Below are 19,569 nucleotides of genomic sequence, written 5' to 3'. Positions count from 1 at the left end.
TATTCGGTATCATTATTAGATGACGGTTACAAGGACTGTACAACTTTTCGTATTGGAGTGGTGGACATGAAGGTCTCCCTGAAATGTATTGTGTTTTCTCTCTTGCTCGGTCCGGTGGCCGGCGCCCAAGTTACTAAAAATGACCTTGAGCCCTTTAAAAAGGCCCTGGATCAGTTCCGCGCAGCGAAATACGATCAGGCCATTCCCGCTCTTCAGGACATTCTGAAAGAAAAAACCTCACTGGAAGAATACGTGCGCTTCTATCTGGCGCAATCTTATATGAAAACTTCCAAATGGGATGACGCCGAAGGGGAGCTTAAAAAAGTTCTGGATCTTTCCCCGAACGTGAAAATGTCCATTGAGGCTTCAAACCTGATGGGGCAGATCGCGCTTGAAAAGAAGAACTACAAACTGGCCAGCACGCAGTTTGTGAAACTGGAAAAAAGAACCCGCAACACCGAAGACTATCCGGATGTGATTTACAATCTGGCGGTGGCTGAAAAAGGCCTGAATCGCCACGGCCAAATGTGTAAGTGGCTGGTGAAGTTGTACGAGCGCTATCCGGCTTACCCAAAAGTGGCGGACTGGAGTGTGGACCTTGCCATCAATGAATTTGAAGGTAAACCGACGGACTGCAAAGTCACGCCGGAAGACTTCCGCACGCGCGTTCGTTATCTGCTATGGGCCGGTCTTGATCAAAAAGCCCAGGGCGAAATCAACATCATGAAATCCAAAGTGGCCAAGTCTGACAAGTACCTGGCTGACAAGCTTCAGGCTCAGTTCTATCTGCAGGAAGGTGAAGTCACCAAAGCGGTCGAATTGCTAAAGCCATATTATGAGGCCAACAAAAGAAACTTCGACTTCCTGATCCTGTTTGCCTCTTCTGCGGCCAGAGCAGGGGAAGTGCAACTGGCGGTGGGCTCTTACTATTCCGCTTACAAACTAAGTCCGAAATCCAAAACCGGTCGTCAGGCTTTGTATCAGTCCGCGTTCCTGTCTTATCAGTTCCAGGATTACGACGGGGCTGCCCGCCGTTTCCAGGAGTTCATGAAAGCTTATCCAAACTCCGGTTTGAACCGCGATGCCCAGTGGCACCTGGCTTGGTTGAAATATCTTAAAGGGGACTACCAGGGCGCTTACAAAGCTCTGGGGAATTTGAATGCGGCTAAAAAGAAAAACCGCAAAGCGTGGAAGTCCTTCCCGGAAGACCGCGTGACGTACTGGATGGCGATGAGCCTTTTCCGTCAGGGGAAAGTCGAGCAAGCCAAGGCCATGATGTCCTCTTTGGCGAAAGATCCTTTGCTGGGTTATTATTCTATTGCCGCCCAAAGTCGTCTGAAAAAAATGGAAGAGGTGAAAGTGCCTCGTTTGGCTGAATCCAGCCTGCCAACGCAGCCGCGTGTGATTTCCAGATTCTCCGCTGGCGAATTCCTGATGCCGTATTCTTCTGACAGCTATCGTGGGGATGATTCTGAATCGGAAGAAACACTGGTTCTGACCCAGTATTCTGCAGATGACGAAAAAGGCGAGGAAGAAGAAGCAGAAGCTTCCGACAACCCGGATTTGAAATCCGTGGAAGTGGCCACTTCTGAGGATGAAGTCCCGGATGCCAGCGGCGAGAAAGTAACCACATTCTCGAACCCAGCCCTGATGAAGCGCTTTGAAAGAGCCCGCGACATGATGATCCTGGGTGAAAACGAATGGGCGCGCTGGGATTTGTATGACATTGAAAGAAAGACCTCCAACCGCGAGTACCTGCGCACTTTGATGAGTGAATACAATACCGCAGGTCACTACAACCGTTCTTCTTACATCGCGCAGATTAATTTCGGCGGTCAAAGAGCGGCGCACGGTGTGGAAGGCATTCGCTATCTTTGGGAGTTTGCATACCCGCGTGCATATTCTGAGCATGTTGAAAAATACACCAAGAAATTCTCTGTGCCAGAAGAACTGGTATGGGGAATCATGCGTGCAGAAACCCATTACCGTCGCGATGCGATTTCTCCGGTCGGGGCGTTGGGTCTGATGCAGGTCATGCCATTCACCGGCCACAAAGTGGCGACGCTTTTGGGTGAAAAAGAATTCAAAGCGCCTTTGTTGCTGCAACCAGAAACATCGGTGAAGATCGGCAGCCGCTATCTGAAACGTCTGATGGATCGCTTTGAAAATACGATTCCGTTGGTGGCCGCAGGTTACAACGCCGGTCCGCACCGCGTGAAAAACTGGTTGTCGTCTTTCGGTAATCTGGAAACAGATGAGTTCATTGAACACATTCCGTTCCTGGAGACACGCAATTATGTAAAGCGTGTTGTGTCCAACGCCTATATTTATTCGCAATTGTACGGCAACAAAAAAGATCTTTTTCCATACATGGCAGGCGCGGTTCCGGTGAAATTCCAGGCCGAGCTGGCGGGGAAAGAAAACTGGGATGACATTTGATAGACAACGCGTTTCGGTTCGTCTTTAAAAAAACAGTGGAAATGACAGCGTCGCTAGGGGTCCTAGCGGCGTTGACGTTTGTGCTGCTCAAAGCTCTTCCGGGCGGTCCTTTTGATGAAGAGACGGCCTTAAATCCCGTGGTGCGCGAAAGGCTGGCGCAACACTGGGGACTGGAACAAAGCCTTCCTTCCCAAATAGGGAGCTATCTTCTGTCTGTCGTGCAAGGGGACTTGGGCGTTTCGATGTCCAAACCTGATCGCACGGTGGTGGAAATCATCGGTCAGGGCCTGGGTAACACCCTGACTTTAAATGCCATCGCGCTGGGTGTGATTCTGGTGGGCGCTTTCGTGATCGCGGTGGCCGCGACTCGTTTCCGCGAAACCTGGTTTGAAAATCTGGTCGATCAGACTGTGATTGCCTTCTTGTCCTTACCCAGCCTGTTCTGGGGGCCTCTCTTGATTTACGCCTTTGGTTTTTATTGGAACCTTCTGCCTGTGGCGTTCTTGTCTTCTCCAGTGCACTACATTTTGCCAGTGGTGACTTTAAGTGTGCGCCCGCTGGCGTCCCTGATTCGCCTGCTTAAAAATTCTCTGAACGAAAACCTGAACCAGGACTATGCCCGCACCGCCAAAGCCAAAGGCCTCGGCGTGTGGGGAGTTTTGATTCATCATGTGCTTAAAAACTCGCTGATTCCGTTTTTAAGCTACGTCGGCCCTTTGACTGTGTCACTACTCTCAGGTTCTTTCCTGGTTGAAGTTCTGTTTGCCGTGCCTGGATTGGGCAGTGAGTTTATCGCGGCTTTGAATGACCGTGATTACACTTTGATTGTGGGCCTGACGTTGTTCTATGGCGCGCTTTTGATTGTGGTGAATTCCTTTATTGATGTGCTGCTGAAGCTGGCGGACCCACGTCTGCAGGAGCGCGCATGAAAAAGGTGCTTTTGGTTTTTGCCATTTTGTTCCTTTCCACTCTGGTGCTGGCCACGGTTTTTTATCCGTGGGTGTTAAACAGCTCGGGGCTTGAACAAAATGTCGAAAGCATTCTTTTGCCGCCCGGATCAGAACACTGGTTCGGCACCGACACCCTGGGACGGGATCTGTTTGCCCGGGTGTTGATGGGTGGGCGCATTTCGCTTTTGGTGGGGCTGGTGGGATCGTTCCTGGCCTTTATGATCGGCTTTATTTATGGAGCCATTGCCGGATGGTCTGAAGGGATCGTCGATCGTATCTTAATGCGTTTTTGTGACATCCTGATGGCCGTGCCAAGCTTCATTCTGGTCTCGGTGATGTGTCTAAGTCTGCAGTTGCTGCTGCCGTTTGAAGATCCGCTCAGTCGGGCTTTGCTTGGCTTGTGCATCAGTATTGCGATCACGCATTGGATGAGTCTTGCGCGCGTCACTCGCGGGATGGTTTTGGAAATCAAACGCAAACCCTATGTGGAAGCGGCAATTTCACTAGGTGGCAGTCGTGTGCACGTGATGCTTCGCCATGTGCTTCCAAATATGTTGGGAACACTGCTGATTTTGGTGGCGATGCAGATTCCGACAAATATTTTGTATGAAAGCTTCATGAGCTTTATCGGCCTGGGGATTCATCCCCCCTACACAAGTTGGGGAATTTTGGTGCGAGAAGGCTGGAAGACACTTTCAAGCTTCCCGCATCTGATTCTATATCCAAGTCTGATCTTGTTCCTGACCGTCTGGAGCTTCCACATCATCTTGGATCATTTACGCACCAAATACCGTATTTAAGCTATAGGTTTTTGGGCGGTTGCCAGCCGCCGAATGTTGTTTCCAAGAATTCCGCACATGCCAGTGTCAGATGGTCCTTCATGTAAGGACCGACGACTTGAACTCCCAATGGAATACCGTCTTCGTTCAGGCCCGTTGGAACTGAAGTCGCTGGATGGCCCAGCGTCGTAAAGATCGCCGTGTAAATGAAATCAAACGGGGACCACAGCGGAGCTCTGTGTTTTGGGGCCACCCGCGGGTGCGGAGGCAGAATCAAAATGCCGTCAGCGCCCAGTTTTTCATCCAGGTCGGATTTCATTTTGGCCAAGGCCTGCATTTCTTCAGTGAAGTCTTTTTTACGGGTGTCAAAAATTTCAGCCAAAGACACCAGCAGATTTGGCAGGGTGTAGTTACCTTTACCGAAAGTCAGTTGCAGGATTTCTTTCCCGATCGACAGGTGCTGGGTGGGGCCCATCAGGGTTTCATACAAGTTTCGGTTCTTGGAGTTTTTTACCGCCGCAAACCAAAGCTCTGCCGAGCGGACAAAGAATCTTGGATCCAGTTCTTCAACGTGGGCGCCCAGTTCTTCAAACAGCTTTCCGCAGTTTTTCACCACTTGGACCAGCTCATCATCGGTTCCGCGCGCGCGGTGGAAGACAGGGTTCGGACAGATCAAAACCTTACGGCCTTTCCATTCCTGGGACAGTTCTTCCATGGCTGGATTTTTCAGCGTGTGCTGATCGATGTCGTCAGATCCCATCAGGATCTTCATCATCGGCGCCAGATCCACGGCTTTACGGGTCATCGGCCCCATGGAGGTGTACGGATACTTCTGATCCAGTAACAGCGTGCGGAAGTCATTTTGTTCAAACGGGAAGTGGCCCGTCAGTGGCAACAAATAGCGAGACGGCTTGTGACCAAAGACCCCGCAGAACGACGCCGGCATTCGGATGCTGCCGCCGATATCACTGCCAAGACCCAACGGAGAAGCGCCCGCGCCGATCAAAGCACCTTCACCACCGCTGCTGCCACCGCAAGTGCGGCCCAGATCATAGGGGTTGCTGGTGCGACCATAAACGGGATTGAAACACTCAAACCAGAATCCCAGTTCCGGCACATTGGTGGTGCCCATCGGGATGGCACCGGCTTTTTTCATTCGAGCAACAACGGTGGCGTCCCAGTCCATCACGTCATTTTTGTGATGGATGCTGCCGCCGGTGCGTTTCATGCCCTGGTAAGAGAACATTTCTTTGACGGTGAACGGGACACCAAACAGCGGCGGAAGATCGGAATTGTTCTTCGCCAAAATTTCTGTCTGTTCGTGTGCCAATTTTCTGGCACGGACGAAGTCGTCTTCGACCATGGCGTTCAAAGAAGGGTTCACCTGCTCAATGCGGGTGATGTGTGCTTCCAGAACTTCGGAAGGGGACACTTCTTTGTTTTGTACTTTTTTATGCAGATCCAAAGCAGATAAAGTCAGTAATTCATTCATACAAAATAAAAAAGGGGCTTTGCGGCCCCTTTTTCCCTTCTTAAGAAGAAATTAAACGTTGAACTTGAAGAACAAAACGTCGCCGTCTTTCACAACGTACTCTTTGCCCTCGATGCGGTATTTACCAGCATCTTTGATCGCTTGTTCAGATTTGTACTTGAACAAGTCTTCACAGTGGTAAGTTTCAGCTTTGATGAAACCACGCTCAAAGTCAGAGTGAATCACACCCGCCGCTTGAGGAGCTTTCGTGTTGGCACGAATCGTCCAAGCACGCACTTCCGTCACACCAGCAGTGAAGTAAGTCTGAAGTCCCAAAAGTGTGTAAGCTTCGCGGATCAGACGGTTCAAGCCTGGCTCTTCAGCGCCCAGTGCATCCAGGAAGTCCTTGCGTTCTTCTGGTGGCAACAAAGCGATCTCAGCTTCCATCGCAGAACAGATCAGGATGGTTTTGTTGTTTTCTTCAGCGGCGCGGGCTTCAACAGCCTTTGTCCAGTCATTGCCACCGGATGCGAAGTCAGCGTCGTTGACGTTCATCGCGTAAAGAACCGGTTTGGCAGTCAGCAGGTGCATCTCTTTCAAAGCACCTTGCTCCATTTCGTCCAAAGTCACAGAGCGGGCAGGAAGACCTTTACCCAAAGCCTCTTTGATTTTTTTGGCAACTTCGACATCCAGTTTCAGCTTTTTGTCGGTGGAGTTTTTCGCCTGTTTTTCAGTGCGCTGAAGGCGCTTTTCAACAGAGTCCAAATCTGCCAGCAACAATTCGGTGTTGATGATTTCGATGTCACGGATAGGCTCCACAGAACCTGCCACGTGAATGATATTTGGGTCGTCAAAACAACGAACCACGTGAACGATCGCGTCTGTTTGACGGATGTGGGACAGGAACTGATTTCCTAAACCTTCACCCTGGGACGCACCTTTTACGATACCCGCGATATCCACGAACTCCATAGTTGTTGGAACAACTTTCTGAGGTTTGATGAATTCAGTGATTTTATCCATGCGAGGATCCGGAACTGTCACCACGCCCACGTTCGGGTCGATAGTACAGAATGGATAGTTGGCCGCCTCAGCCTTGGCAGATGTCAGAGCATTGAAAAGCGTGCTCTTACCCACGTTCGGAAGACCTACGATACCGACTTGAAGTGCCATTGAAAACTCCTTGCGAAATGACGGCTCAATCTAGCCTAAGTGTTGAATTTTGTCGAAGCTTTTTGAATTCCATCCAGGATGATGCTTTCCACAGCATCGCCGGCTTTATTCAGGAAATCCGGCATTTGCGCGAACTCTTCCTTGGTGAATTTACCCAGGACGTAATCAGGTACCGGGATGTTCGGGTTGGCCGGACGCCCCACGCCCAAACGCAGGCGCGTGTAGTCCATCGAGCCCAGCAGACCTGAAACACTTTTAATGCCGTTATGGCCGCCGTGACCACGGTTTTTCTGGATTTTCATTTGTGCAAACGGCTGGTCAATTTCATCGTGAATGACGATCAGGCGTTCCAGAGGGATTTTATAAAAGCCCATCAGGGGCTGTACGGATTCGCCGGAAAGATTCATGTACGTCTGTGGTTTGCAGAATATCACCGGGTGGTCTTTGATTTTCGCCTGAGCGATTTCGGCCTTGAATTGATTTTTGATCGGGGGATTCCCCAGGCCTTCCATCAGATAGTCCACAGCCATAAAGCCGATGTTATGACGGGTCAGTTTATATTCACCACCCGGATTGCCAAGACCAACAATCAACCACATTTTTCCTCCGAAGGACCGATGAAAAAGGCCCAACTGACTGCGTTGTCGGGGGACCTCTTTCGCTCCGACGTGCTAGGAGCACGCCTGCGCTTCAGAGGGACCCCTCCGCCTTGCATTTGGACCTTTTTGATCGGTCCGCATTCAGGGGAGTTAAAAAAAAGAGGCAGCTCTGGTGAGCTGCCTCTTTGGAATTCAAATCTTTGCTGGAAATTACTTTTTCGCAGCAGGAGCTTTTGCAGCAGCAGGTGCAGCAGCAGCAGGAGCCGCGGCAGCAGCTGGAGTAGCAGCAACTTCTTCTTCTTGAGCGTTAACAACTGCAACAGTTTGTTCTGCGCCAGTGATCATTTTCACGGAGCCGCCAACTTTGATGTCGGATACGTGAAGAGCGTCACCAACTGCCAAGTTAGAGATGTCAGCAGTGAAGAACTCAGGGATTTCAGTTGGCAAGCACTCAACCTCAACGGAACGAAGAACAACGTTCAACAGACCGCCTTCAGAAAGACCGATAGCTTTACCTTCAAGACGTACTTCAACGTTAACGCGAACCGCTTTTTTCAGATCCAAAGCGAAGAAGTCAACGTGTTGAGGACGACGAGTCAGTGGGTGTACGTCTACGGATTTGATCAGAACTACGATGCCATTTGCAGTTTTGTCAGTGGATTTCAAGTTGAAAAGAGCATTCTCGTAAGCGCGAGTGTTGTACTTAACGATTTCTTTTTCACCAACGGAAACGTTCGTTGGAGTTACAGCTCCGTAGATAACAGCAGGAACGTTACGGCTAGTGCGCAGGCCACGGCTGTTGTGTTTACCAGTTTCACGAGGTTCAACTGTAAGGTCGATTCTTGTTTTCATGTATTTATCCTTCTAGTCCAATAGAGGAAGTTAATAATATCCACCCGAAGGTGGGTTAGTTAGTCAAACAATGAACTGACGGAGTCATTTCCGTGGATTCGTTTCATGGCTTCGGCCAGGACCGGAGCTACTGAAACCACTTCGATTTTTCCGCAGTTTTTCGCCGCTTCAGACAGCGGGATCGTGTCGGTGACCCATACTTTTTCAATAGGGCTTTCCTTCAGGCGATTGATCGCAGGACCTGACAAAACAGGGTGGGTTGCAACGGCGAACACACGTTTTGCCCCATTCTTATACAGGCTGTCAACTGCTTGTGTAAGAGTTCCCGCCGTATCGATCATATCGTCCACAATGACGGCCGTTTTGCCAGTCACATCCCCGATCAGGTGCAGGGCTTTAGCCTCATTAGGGCCGGAACGGCGTTTATCGATGATCGCCATGGAGGACTCAATTCTCTTGGCAAAGGCACGGGTTCTTTCGACCCCGCCGGCGTCTGGACTCACCGCAACAAACTCAGAGCCCTGGCCGTAGGCATCCCGCCAAGCGCGAGCCAAAGTCGGAATTGCGAACAAATGGTCCACCGGAACATTGAAGAAGCCTTGGATTTGGGCGGCGTGCAGGTCCACGGACACCACACGGTCGGCGCCGGCCGTCGTGATCAGGTCCGCCATCAATTTGGCCGAAATAGGGGCGCGCGGGGCCACTTTTCGATCCTGGCGGGCATAACCGTAATAAGGGATCACGGCGGTGATGGAGGCGGCGGAGGCCCGGCGAAGGGCATCGAGCATCACAAACAGCTCCATGTAGTTTTGATTTACAGGAGGGCAGGTGCTTTGGACAACAAACACGTGTTGCCCGCGGACGCTCTCATGTATTTCGACTTGGATTTCACCGTCAGCAAAACTGCTGACTTCACAGTATCCGAGCTCAACTCCAGCGGCTTCGGCTACTTTCTTGGCTAATGTGGGATTGGCATTGGCTGAAAAGATTTTTAGGCCCTTCATCACTCGTAGTCTCCTGAGTTAAAAGTGCGTTTAAAGGAAGCTAGCAAGGGGCCCTCTTTTTGTCCAACGAAAAGGGGGTCTTTTTTGACCCCCTTTGGCGAGCAAAACACCTAGATTTCCCCTCTGGATTTCTGTTTTACGCGGACTCGCAGTCCTTGAGTGATTTTCTTCCATTTCTGGCGCTCCTCGCGGGCTTTTTCCGGGTCGGTTTTGCGCTCAAAATAACGCAGCTCCCGCTCCAGATTTTGAAAACTTTCCCAACGTTCCGCTTCCAGCTCTCCCGATTCCAGGGCGGCTTGGACGGCACAGCCTGGTTCGGTCTGATGCTGGCAGTCCGTAAACCGGCAACGGGTTGCCAGTTCCAGAATATCGTCAAAGAGGCTTTCAAAGCCCTCCCGGTGATCCAAAAGCCCCAGTTCCCGCATGCCCGGCGTGTCCATCAAAAGGGCGCCAGAGGGAAGCTGATACAAGGACCTTGAAGTGGTCGTGTGTTTACCTTTGTCGTCGTCCTCGCGGATGCCTTGGGTTTTGATCTGCTCTTTTTCCAAAAGCAGATTTCCCAAAGTCGATTTTCCAACCCCCGAAGACCCCAAAAGCACCACGGTCTTTCCGGGCAGCAGGTGAGTCTTCAGCGGCTCCAGGGTTTGCGGATCCAAAGCACTCACGGCATGCACCGGAACCGCCGGGTGGCGGTCTTCCACTTCGGCGATGAGGCCTTCAAGGTCTTCGGCCAAATCCGCCTTGGTCAGAACGATGACCGGCGAGGCGTTGGATTCCCACGCCAGGCTCATATAGCGATCCAGGCGTTTCAGGTTGAAATCCTGATTGGCCGACACCATCACAAAAATCACATCCACGTTGGCGGCCACGATCTGGGCCCGGGCCCCGCTGCCGGGTTCCTTGCGGTAAAAGCAGCTTTGGCGCGAAAGGACTTCGTGAATGACCGCGTGCTCGTCATTGGAGTGCAGTTCGCAAATCACCCAGTCACCCACGCCGGGGTATTCCAGGTTCAGATCCGAATGTTCATAGCGAAATTTTCCAGAAAGCTGGGCCAGGGCTTTGCCTTCGTGGTCGTTTTTAAAGAACACCACGCGGTACATTTCGCGTTCTTGATTGATAATACGTCCTACGACTTCGCCTGATGTCAGAGGTCGAAGTTCGATTTGCGCCTGTAAAAGCGCGTTCCATCCCCAAGCGGGAAGGATTGATGAATTAGTCACGGATAACTCCATTGAATAAAATTAAAATTCAGGAGCTCTCTTGGCGAACTTAAGTTTTAAGAATGAAAAAACTAGAAAGACGCAAGGAGAGCGGCTTTAGCGATAAAAGTTTTTACAATCATAGGCCCTCCTTGTTGGGTGTGTTAAAGGCAGTATCGCGGATGCTTGCGAAATAAGCAAATAAAAAAAGGGAACCTTGCGAGTTCCCTTCTAATTAGCCTTGAGTCTGATTCAATTTTTCCAGGAAGGCCTTTAAAGCCATCGCTCTGTGGGAAAGCAGGCTCTTATAGCCTGTGCCCAGTTCGGCCAGCGTCTGTGTTTGGCCTTCCGGGATAAAGACCGGATCGTAACCAAATCCATGCAAACCTGCAGGTTTGGAAGCGATCGTGCCTTTCATCTCGCCATTGAACACCCATTCTTCACCCGTCGGAGTGTAAACCACCGTCGTGCAAACGAATTTTGCATTCTTGTTCGGCATTGGTTTTAGCGTGATCATTTTCAAAAGCTTGGAAACGTTTTCGCTGTCAGAAGCCTTCGGTCCCGCATAACGAGCCGAATGAATTCCTGGCAAGCCGTTCAGACCTTCAACAACCAAACCCGCATCTTCACCCAGCACCCAGACATTGTTTTTCACCGCACGCAAAGTTTTGGCTTTGATGCGCGCGTTGTCTTCAAATGTTTTTCCGTCTTCTGGACGGGGAGTGAAGGAGGGGATGTCGCCTTGTGAAAAGACCTTCAAGTCCGGCAGCTCACGCAGCAGTTGTTTGTATTCAGCAAGTTTTCCTTTGTTTCCGGTGGCAATCCAAAGTTCCATTTATGCTCCTGCGATCTTGTAGATTTCACCCATCACTGCGGCTTGGTGAATGAAAAGTTCACGGCAGCCTTTTTCAGCCACGTCCATCATCTTGAACAACTGATCGCGAGTGAACGGAACGTGCTCGGCGGTACCTTGAACTTCCACGAATTGACCCTTGTCCGTCATGACAAAGTTCATGTCAGTGCCGATTGCAGAATCTTCGTCATAGTTCAGATCCAGCAGGATGTTGCCTTCATGCAGGCCCACACTGATGGCAGAAACATAGTTGATCAACGGCAACGTTTTGATTTCGCTGACGGCATGCAATTTTTTAAGTGCCAGGGCCAGCGCCACAAAGCCGCCGGTCACCGAAGCCGTGCGTGTGCCGCCATCGGCATTCAACACGTCACAGTCGATGATGATTTGTTTTTCACCCAGTTGTTTTAGGTCCACGGCCGCACGCAAAGAGCGTCCGATCAGGCGCGAGATTTCCTGAGTGCGCCCCCCAGTCATGGATTTGTCACGACGGATGCGCGTGTGAGTGGATCTTGGCAGCATGCCGTATTCCGCAGTGATCCAGCCAGCTCCGGTGCCCAGCAACCAGCTTGGGGCTTTAGATTCATAAGTCGCCGTGCAAAGAACTTTGGTGCGACCAAATTCCACGATGGCAGAGCCTTCAGCGTACTCGGATACATTTGGGGTGATTTTAATATTTCGAAGTTGATCAAACAGACGGCCGTCAGCACGCATAGAAAGCTCCAGTAAGGCCGGTCAGAAAAGGGGGCCTTTTTTCATTCTTGGGGATTGATTGTGTTGAGCCTAATTTAGGATTTTTGCCTCGTGGTTGTCCATCTTTTCTTTGTAGGACTGGAGGGCGGTGTAGATTTTTTGGGCAAGATCGTTTTGATATTCTGCGCTGACCAGCTTTTTGGCTTCACGCGGGTTGGTCAAAAAGCCGATTTCAATCAAAACCGAAGGCATTGTCGTTTTTGAGATCACATAGAATGGGGCCTGTTTGATCGTGGCTTGAGCCGCGTTATTGTCCGTGCCCCACACCTGCGTCAGGGTTTGTGTCAGGCGCAGGCTGCTGCTGAGGCGGTTTTGACGATGCAGGTCTTCCACAATCGCTGCCACATCGCCTTTTTTGGAAAGCTCATCGCCTCCAGAGATGTCATGCAGCTCGCGGCTGTTAAGAACCATCTGATTTTCCTGGCTGGCTAAGAACAGTGCATCTTCATCTGGTGGCAGGTTGTTTTGGAAGAAGAACTCAACACCCTTGGCGCGCTGATCGGAAGCGGCATTGGCGTGCAAACTGACGAACAAGTCTGCCTTGGATCCTTCGGCCATTTTCACGCGTTCAGGCAAAGACAGATTGCGATCACTTGTGCGCGTCATGGTGACTTTGAACTTTTCATCTTTGGCTAATAAAGTCTGCAGCTTTTGTGCGACTTTCAACACCAGTTCCGCTTCTTTCGCTCCGCCATACACCGCTCCCGTATCAACACCACCATGGCCGGGATCCAGCATAATGTGCAGAGCAAACGCAGAAGGGGAGCAAAGAATAAGCAAAGCACCAAGGCTTTGTTTCAGAAACGGAAAGTTCATGCAGTCAGAATAAGAAAGAAGTCTTGGGTGTGTCGAGTCCAGACGGGCTTGGCCCAGGAACCTAGCCGTGGGTCAAGTGCGGGGACCTGCGCCAGCACAGGTCCCAAAAGAAATTACTGCAGACAAAGTGTGGGAGCGACTTTAACCGGCGCAGGAAGTGCCGGTAGTTCTGCCTCGGTGATAGGAGTGTACTCGTCAGCGTCGGTGAAGTCCGTCTGGCGCAACTCTTCCGTGGTTCCGTCATCCGGGCCGTTGGCAATGAACAGGGTGCTGTTTTGAACTTTCAAAGTCGAATAGCGATCCGTGCAACTGATGAAAGAGTGGAACTCCTGAGTCAGCGGGCTTTCGGCGACAACCGTGCCTAAGGTGATTGTGCCATCATAGGTGTTTGCACCCTCGGCGTCGCCGGAACAAGTGGCATTGTTAAAGGTGTAGTGGATTCTTGAGAAAGTGCCGTCATCCTGGATTTGCAGGACAACCATTCCGTGGCTCGCAGTTTTTCCAAGTTCGTAACACTCAGACTTCCAGTAACCTGTCAGTGCGGGTTCTTCGGAAGGGGATTTCGAGCTGCCGCTGCCAGAGCAGGCCGCTGTTGCCAAAAGGGTTGTCACAATCGCGATGTTTAAACTCATTCGTAAGTTCGTCACTTCTTTATCCTTTCAAGAAAACAAAAGTTGGTTCACACACTGTGGGGGAAGAGTTGAGTAAATGGGATCGTATGGAAGGATGATCCAGTTCGTTTTTAGCAATAAACTGGACGATAGACTCAGATTTTGAGCTCATATTGAGACGGAGATAAGGAAAAATTCTTGGCAGAAGGTCGTGGTTTGCCGTGGGCAGAAACTCCCACAAAGATGCGTTTATATGACGAAAGCTTCCGCCAATTGTCGTTTTCTGTCAAAAACCTCGACATAGGATTTGGGTCGGCTGTGAGTTTAATCGGATCTGACGAACAAGTAGGCATGGCACCTGCGTTGCTTTAGTACAAGTCAACCCCCCATGGCGGCCAGGACCCCTCCCCCCCAATCCTGGTCGCTTTTTTTTTGCCTAAAATCCCTATATCCTAGTTGCTATTGAACATCGATGATTCATCGAAGGAGATTTTCAATGCAGGTAAAACCACTAGGGACACTTCTCTTGGCAGCTCTTATGACCGGCACCATGCCATTGGCGGCGTACGCGCAAGTCGACAGCTCACAGATTGAAGCCGAAGAGGCCACCGCGGATGCCGAAGCGGCCAAGGCCGAAGCCAACGAAGCAAAAAAGCGCGCGGAAGAAGATCGCAAACGCCGGGATAAAATCCGTGCAGAGTCCCAGGCGGCCATCAACAAGGCCCGCTCATTGGAAAATGACGCCAAAAAAGAACAGGCTGATTCCGAGCGTGAATCGGCAAAACTAAAAGCTGAAACCAACGAACATGACAGAGCTCAAAAGGCCGCTGAAAAAGAGCAGGCCGCGGCCCAGGTGCGCATCAAAGCCGCCCAGGAAAAAACGCAAAAAGCCATTCAGGTTCGTGACGAAGCTCAAAACAAACGCAAGCAGGCTGAAAAGCAGGCCGACGATTTGCGTGATCAGGCAAAAGATCAGGAAAAGCAGGCCAACTCTGCTACAGAAGCAGGCTTAAGCGCGACGAAAGAAGCCGAAGCGGCAAAGAACGAAACCCTGAAGGCGGAACAGAATCTTTCCAAAGCCAAACTGCTGACGCAAAAAGCGGTGGCTGAAGCCAAGGCCCGAGAAGCCAAAGCCAAGCAGGAGATCGCCCGTGCCGAAGCGGATCGTGCGCGTGCAGAAGCCGAAATGTCCCGCTTGAAGGCTCAGGATGAACAGTCCAAAGCGATGATTGAAAAAGTGGAAGGCGAGTTGAAAGCGGCGCTGGACGCTTCGAAAAAAGCCAAAGAAGAGGCTGAATCCGAGCGCAAAAAGGTGACCGAAACCAAGTCGCAGGAAGAAAAGCTGAAGCAGCAGGCGGCAAAAGCCCGTCAAGAGCTTGAAAGCAACCGTAACAACCTTCGCAAAGAGCAGGCGACTGCGAACCTTGAAATTGCCCGTTCGAAAAAAGCCATCGCTGAATACGAATCTGAAGTGGCGAAGTCTGAAAGCGAATTGAAACGTCTGACTGAAGAAACCGAGAAGGCTAAAAAAGAGCGTGAAAAGCTTGAAAGCCGCCTGGATTCAGCAAAAAACGAAGCCGAAGAAATCCGTATCAAAGTGGCGACAGCCAAAGCCAACTTCGAAGCTGAAGAGTCCCGTCTGGAAGCCGTTAAAATCCGCTTGGATGCCGGCTTGAAGGCAAAGAAGAAGAAATAGGTTCTTCTACAAAAAACCCACAAACCTGAAGTTTGTGGGTTTTTTTATTTCATTTTGTTCAGGAAGCGGAAGTAGCGCTCTGGCTGGATGTCCACCGACATCAGGTTGCCGCGGCTGTCGTGAACCTCAGGGAAGGAAAACTTCCACTGCCCTTCGTACAGATAAAAATTGATGCCGATAGTGAACTGCACCTGGGTCTCTTCGCCCGTGGCTTCGGAATAGTAGGGCACAAAGAAGCTTCGCATGCGTGTTTGCGGCGGCAGGAAGCCATCCACCATGTTGATCTGATCCACGAAGGCTTTGGGGGCGTCGTGAATCATGATCTTGGGGTTTTTCAGCTTGGAAGACCAGTTCACAAAGGCACGGACCCCTAAAGAGTTGATCCCGCGCAATTGTTCCAGGTGCAGGTGCAGATCCAGGGCCGCCGGGATCGCCAATTCAGTTAAAGCCTTTTCGTCATTTTCAAGCAGGCCAGCCAGGCTGACACGAGCCAGGTTTTGGTCTTTTAAAATAACGTGGTCGACTTTTACGGACATGGTTTCTTTGGCTCCTTATCTTACCGTGGTCACCTGGCTATAAACCGTCTGAGTCGGGTAAGCAAAACTGACTTTCATATCGGCAGCGATCTTCAAAATCTCAATGAAGATTCTTTGCTGATGTTGCAACTCTTCCGGTCCAGTGTACACCTTCAAATGGAAATTGACGAGAACATCCAGGGATGAGGCGTTGTAATTATTAAAGTGGACTGTCACGGTGTCCGCAATAACCTTTTCGTCTGACTTGATATAATATCGAACGCGGTCGCAGAAAGCCTCGATGGTCTCGGGCGCTGTTTCGTACACCAAGCCAAGCACCTGACGAACGCGGCGGGCAGGACGAACACCCATATTGTCGACCGTTTCTTTAGCCATCATAGCATTCGGAATAGTGATCAAAGAGTTGTAGAACGTGCGGACGCGGGTAGAACGGAAGCCGATCTCTTCAACCGTGCCCTCCATATCCTTGATCTTCACCCAGTCGCCTACCTGAAACGGGCGATCAAACAAGATGGTGATTGAACCAAACAAATTGGCGGCGGTGTCCTGGGCCGCCAACGCCAGGGCCAAGCCCCCCAAACCCAGACCGGCCAGCAAGGACATTACATTGAGTCCAAAGCTTTGCAGCACAATCAGGAAGCCCATGACCACGACAAAGATCTTTAAAGCTTTCGAGGCAAACGGCACCAACTGGTCATCAAAAGTGCTCGGGGTTTTTGAAGTATAGTCGGCGAGCACGGAGCACGCCGCATCCACCGCATAATAAACAAGGCGGATAATGAAGATGGCAATCAGACCGCGCAGGAAGTGGTCATAGTAGCTGGCAAACTTGCCTGTCAGCTCGGCCGCGTCGCCCGCCGCAAACCACAAAAGGATCACCAGGATCCACGCCATCGGACGGTCCGTGTCGGTTCTTAGGAAATACCCCCAGAACGTGTTTGGATACTTTTTGGTGATCGGGTTGTGTTTTTTAAGTTCTTTAAGGATCAGGTGAAACACCGGGCGGATCACAAAGATCCCCGCTGCAAACGCCAGCGCCAGGAAGGCCCACTTCCAGTTGGGCATCACAAAGGTTGTGGATTTAAGCACCTCGGTCAGCTCCGGAGTGAACCACTGGGATTCTTCGAACAAAAACTTTTCCATGGAAGAAAGCTCTTTCATATTACACCATCTGCAAGTCATGCCCTGTATAGAGCAGAATCAAAATCACCACGCCCAGAACAATTCGGTAGTAACCAAAGCCCCGGAACCCATAGCGCGACACTATACCGATAAAGAACTTGATCGCAACCATCGCCACAACAAAGGCCACGGCACAGCCCACCAGCAGCAAATTGATTTGTGCGGGCTCAATCGTCTTATAGATCTTTAACAGTTTGTACAGCGTGGCTGCGGCCATTGTCGGAACCGCCAGGAAAAATGAAAACTCCGCTGCTTCTTTTTTATTCATGCCAAGTGTCAATCCGCCCATGATGGTCGCACCAGAACGCGAAACACCCGGGATCATCGCGATCGCCTGAAACAGCCCGAGCTTCACCGAATCTTTGTATGTCAGATCATCCGTTTTTCGGCCCATCATTGTCAGGTGAGCAAACGCCCTGTCCGCCCAAATCAGGATTGCGCCACCGATAATCAGCGACCAGGCAACGACCTGCACGCTGCCCATGAGGTGTTCCACCACATCCTTTACGACGAAACCGATGACTGCCGTGGGCAGGAACGCCACAAACAGCTTGCGATAGAATCCCCAATGAGGAAGGAAGCGTTTCCAATACAAAACCAGCACCGACATGATTGCACCGAATTGAATGATAACCTCGAAAGCTTTTGTGAAAGAACTGTCTTCGATGCCCATCATGGAGCTGGCAATAATCATATGACCGGTGGATGAAATCGGCAGGAACTCGGTGATCCCCTCGACAATGCCAAGGATGATGGCGTGCAGATAACTCATAGATGAACCTTCTTTCGCTGCAAAAAAACAGACGCGAACATCATTGAAAAGAACGCCGGTGGGTTCAATATTCGATGGGTTGTGTCAAAAAATTTAAGATTTGTTTAAGATTTTTGTATTCAATGCTTAAGAAAGGTGAATATTATTTTTTCACCACGGAGGGGGTTTAATTATGAAACGTGCATTACTAGTTGGTGCGGTTCTGTTTGGTTCTCAGGCGTTCGCTGGCGAATACCTGGTGAAATATTCGAACACTCGTGCTTTCAACATGCTGAATACAATGACGACATCTAAGGTGTCCACGATCCAGATGATGGATCATAACGACACTGCGAGCTTGGTGTTGGTTGATGTGAACAAGAAACACGAAGCTCAGGCTTTGGCTTCTTTGTTGTCTCAACCAGGCGTTGAGTACATCGTTCCTAACTTCAAAATCAGAGCTTTCACAGCGCCAGTTGACGCTGCTGCTTTGAAAGAGCAATGGGCTATCGCGAAAGTTCAAGCTGAAAAAGCTTGGCAGCGCGCTGGTAACAAAGGTTCCAAAAACGTGATCGTTGCGGTTATCGATACTGGTGTTGATTACACTCACCCGGCATTGGCTCCGAACATGATCACTGGTTATGACTTCCGCGACAACGACGCTGATCCAATGGATCTGACGGGCTTCCAAAACCCAGGTCACGGTACACACTGTGCGGGTGCGGTTGGTGCGACGGGTCTGATCGACGGTGGTATCGTAGGTCTTTCTCCTGAAGTTTCCATGATGCCTTTGCGCTTCCTGGGTGCTGACGGTTCCGGTGACCTGAACAACGCGATCAAGTCTATCGACTACGCTGTTGAAAAAGGCGCTCAGATCATTTCTGCATCTTGGGGTGCGGCAGTTCCTCGTTCTCAAGCAGCTCCGCTTCTTGAGGCCGTAAAACGTGCTGACGACAAAGGTGTTATCTTCATCGCAGCGGCTGCGAATGACGGTAAAAACAACGATAAAACTGAAATGTTCCCAGCGAACAACGGTTACCCAAATTCCATCACGGTAGCGGCTTCCGGCCCTGCAGATGCGAAGCCATCTTGGTCTAACTACGGTACAGCGACTGTTCACGTTTCTGCACCGGGTGAAAACATCATGTCCACTCTTCCAAAAAACAAATACGGCAACTTGTCTGGTACTTCCATGGCAACTCCGCTTGTTTCCGGTCTGGTGGCTTTGATGAAAGCTCAAGATCCTTCTCTGACTGGTGCGCAAATCCGCGCGATCCTTCAGACGACAGGTGCTAAAGTTTCCATCGAAACTGCATGTAACTGCCGCGTTGACGCTTACGAAGCGGTTGAAGCTGTTATGTCCAAGAAAATGGTTGTAGTTCCGGCTGCGGCAACTATCAAACCTTCTGAGACTCTGGCTTTGTCTGTTCTTCACGGTAAAGCGCCATTCAAATTTGCTTCCAGCAACTCTTCTGTAGCTTCTGTATCTGACAACGGTACTTTGACTGCAGCTTCCAACGGTTCCACTGTTGTGACAGTAACTGATGCTGACGGTAAAACGGCTTCCACTCTGAACATCCACGTGGGTGCTTCTTCCGGTGGCGGTAACAATCCAAATCCACCAGACAACGGTGGTGGTTTGCCTGACCCAGGTCAGCCTGGCGAATGCCCACTTGGTGATCCAGCGATCTGCCAAATCATCTGCCAAATCAAACCAGACCTACCTTTCTGTCAGTAGTGACGAACAAAAAAAGGCTCCCTCAGGGAGCCTTTTTTCGTTCTAAGAGGGAGCGGCCTATGAGATGCCAACTGCTGCGTTGGTCGGCGTCGACGTACCAGTGGTACGCCTCCTTCTTCCGCCTTGCATTTGACATCTCCTAGACCGCTTCGGTAGCTTCGAGGGTA

Annotated in this window: 18 protein-coding genes; 5 read left to right on the top strand and 13 right to left on the bottom strand. The window is 50.7% G+C overall.

Features of this window, described 5'->3' with window-relative positions; translation table 11 throughout:
* The first annotated feature begins 90 nt into the window (after positions 1 to 90).
* Genes ACZ520_RS12860 through ACZ520_RS12850 form a run of 3 tightly spaced genes read left to right on the top strand, consistent with a single transcriptional unit; the run spans position 91 to position 4,189 of the window.
* Positions 91 to 2,439, top strand: a complete 2,349-nt coding sequence (locus ACZ520_RS12860) for a transglycosylase SLT domain-containing protein (protein WP_464125944.1) — start codon at positions 91 to 93, stop codon at positions 2,437 to 2,439.
* A 41-nt stretch (positions 2,440 to 2,480) separates the two neighbouring features.
* Complete coding sequence (locus ACZ520_RS12855; RefSeq protein WP_464125942.1) at positions 2,481 to 3,368, top strand: ABC transporter permease; 888 nt, start codon at positions 2,481 to 2,483, stop codon at positions 3,366 to 3,368.
* Positions 3,365 to 4,189, top strand: coding sequence for an ABC transporter permease (locus tag ACZ520_RS12850; RefSeq protein ID WP_374030763.1), 825 nt, complete (start codon positions 3,365 to 3,367; stop codon positions 4,187 to 4,189). Before ACZ520_RS12855 ends, ACZ520_RS12850 begins: the two co-directional genes overlap by 4 nt.
* A gap of 1 nt (position 4,190) precedes the next feature.
* On the opposite strand, the gene ACZ520_RS12845 is transcribed toward ACZ520_RS12850, so the two are convergent.
* The 10 genes from ACZ520_RS12845 to ACZ520_RS12800 all read right to left on the bottom strand — a co-directional run bounded on the left by ACZ520_RS12845 (position 4,191) and on the right by ACZ520_RS12800 (position 13,520).
* Positions 4,191 to 5,660, bottom strand: a complete 1,470-nt coding sequence (locus ACZ520_RS12845) for an amidase (RefSeq protein ID WP_464125939.1) — start codon at positions 5,658 to 5,660, stop codon at positions 4,191 to 4,193.
* 51 nt (positions 5,661 to 5,711) lie between these two features.
* Positions 5,712 to 6,812 (bottom strand): redox-regulated ATPase YchF, encoded by a 1,101-nt coding sequence (gene ychF / locus ACZ520_RS12840; protein ID WP_464125937.1) that lies wholly within the window; start codon positions 6,810 to 6,812, stop codon positions 5,712 to 5,714.
* A 35-nt stretch (positions 6,813 to 6,847) separates the two neighbouring features.
* On the bottom strand, positions 6,848 to 7,411 hold the full coding sequence (gene pth, locus ACZ520_RS12835) for an aminoacyl-tRNA hydrolase (RefSeq protein ID WP_088564688.1): 564 nt from the start codon (positions 7,409 to 7,411) through the stop codon (positions 6,848 to 6,850).
* A 210-nt stretch (positions 7,412 to 7,621) separates the two neighbouring features.
* Positions 7,622 to 8,263 carry a 50S ribosomal protein L25 gene (locus tag ACZ520_RS12830; RefSeq protein ID WP_088564689.1) on the bottom strand — a complete coding sequence of 214 codons (642 nt, stop codon included), beginning with the start codon at positions 8,261 to 8,263 and terminating at the stop codon, positions 7,622 to 7,624.
* Between the two features lie 59 nt (positions 8,264 to 8,322).
* Positions 8,323 to 9,267, bottom strand: a complete 945-nt coding sequence (locus ACZ520_RS12825; RefSeq protein WP_198298051.1) for a ribose-phosphate diphosphokinase — start codon at positions 9,265 to 9,267, stop codon at positions 8,323 to 8,325.
* Positions 9,268 to 9,377: 110 nt separating this feature from the next.
* A complete protein-coding gene (gene rsgA / locus ACZ520_RS12820; protein ID WP_464125934.1) occupies positions 9,378 to 10,487 on the bottom strand; it encodes a ribosome small subunit-dependent GTPase A in 1,110 nt (369 codons plus the stop codon).
* A gap of 214 nt (positions 10,488 to 10,701) precedes the next feature.
* Complete coding sequence (rdgB, locus tag ACZ520_RS12815) at positions 10,702 to 11,301, bottom strand: RdgB/HAM1 family non-canonical purine NTP pyrophosphatase (protein ID WP_417868802.1); 600 nt, start codon at positions 11,299 to 11,301, stop codon at positions 10,702 to 10,704.
* Positions 11,302 to 12,033 carry a ribonuclease PH gene (gene rph, locus ACZ520_RS12810; protein ID WP_088564694.1) on the bottom strand — a complete coding sequence of 244 codons (732 nt, stop codon included), beginning with the start codon at positions 12,031 to 12,033 and terminating at the stop codon, positions 11,302 to 11,304. It abuts the gene before it with no gap.
* Between the two features lie 69 nt (positions 12,034 to 12,102).
* Positions 12,103 to 12,888, bottom strand: a complete 786-nt coding sequence (locus tag ACZ520_RS12805) for an N-acetylmuramoyl-L-alanine amidase family protein (RefSeq protein WP_416480260.1) — start codon at positions 12,886 to 12,888, stop codon at positions 12,103 to 12,105.
* A 113-nt stretch (positions 12,889 to 13,001) separates the two neighbouring features.
* The gene (locus ACZ520_RS12800) at positions 13,002 to 13,520 is read right to left on the bottom strand and encodes a hypothetical protein (RefSeq protein WP_464125931.1); all 519 of its coding nucleotides are present in this window, start codon (positions 13,518 to 13,520) and stop codon (positions 13,002 to 13,004) included.
* 475 nt (positions 13,521 to 13,995) lie between these two features.
* Between ACZ520_RS12800 and ACZ520_RS12795 the strand changes: the two genes are divergently transcribed.
* Positions 13,996 to 15,195 (top strand): coiled-coil domain-containing protein, encoded by a 1,200-nt coding sequence (locus ACZ520_RS12795; protein WP_232469216.1) that lies wholly within the window; start codon positions 13,996 to 13,998, stop codon positions 15,193 to 15,195.
* A 44-nt stretch (positions 15,196 to 15,239) separates the two neighbouring features.
* Here the strand turns inward: ACZ520_RS12795 and ACZ520_RS12790 are convergent, their stop codons facing one another.
* The 3 genes from ACZ520_RS12790 to ACZ520_RS12780 are packed head-to-tail and all read right to left on the bottom strand — an operon-like array spanning position 15,240 to position 17,685.
* Positions 15,240 to 15,731, bottom strand: coding sequence for a hypothetical protein (locus ACZ520_RS12790; protein ID WP_088564697.1), 492 nt, complete (start codon positions 15,729 to 15,731; stop codon positions 15,240 to 15,242).
* 15 nt (positions 15,732 to 15,746) lie between these two features.
* Entirely contained in the window at positions 15,747 to 16,874 is a 1,128-nt protein-coding gene (locus ACZ520_RS12785; RefSeq protein ID WP_232469217.1) for a mechanosensitive ion channel family protein, read from the bottom strand.
* A 19-nt stretch (positions 16,875 to 16,893) separates the two neighbouring features.
* Positions 16,894 to 17,685 carry an undecaprenyl-diphosphate phosphatase gene (locus ACZ520_RS12780; RefSeq protein ID WP_464125928.1) on the bottom strand — a complete coding sequence of 264 codons (792 nt, stop codon included), beginning with the start codon at positions 17,683 to 17,685 and terminating at the stop codon, positions 16,894 to 16,896.
* A 172-nt stretch (positions 17,686 to 17,857) separates the two neighbouring features.
* Here ACZ520_RS12780 and ACZ520_RS12775 point away from each other — a divergent pair, with 172 nt between their 5' ends.
* Positions 17,858 to 19,402: a S8 family peptidase gene (locus ACZ520_RS12775; protein WP_088564700.1), complete on the top strand. Its 1,545-nt coding sequence runs from the start codon at positions 17,858 to 17,860 to the stop codon at positions 19,400 to 19,402.
* The last annotated feature ends 167 nt before the right edge of the window (positions 19,403 to 19,569 follow it).

It is taken from the genome of Bdellovibrio sp. BIS2, assembly GCF_055398295.1.
The sequence above is the reverse complement of the archived record's forward strand: the minus strand, read 5'-3'. Positions and strand labels throughout refer to the sequence as shown.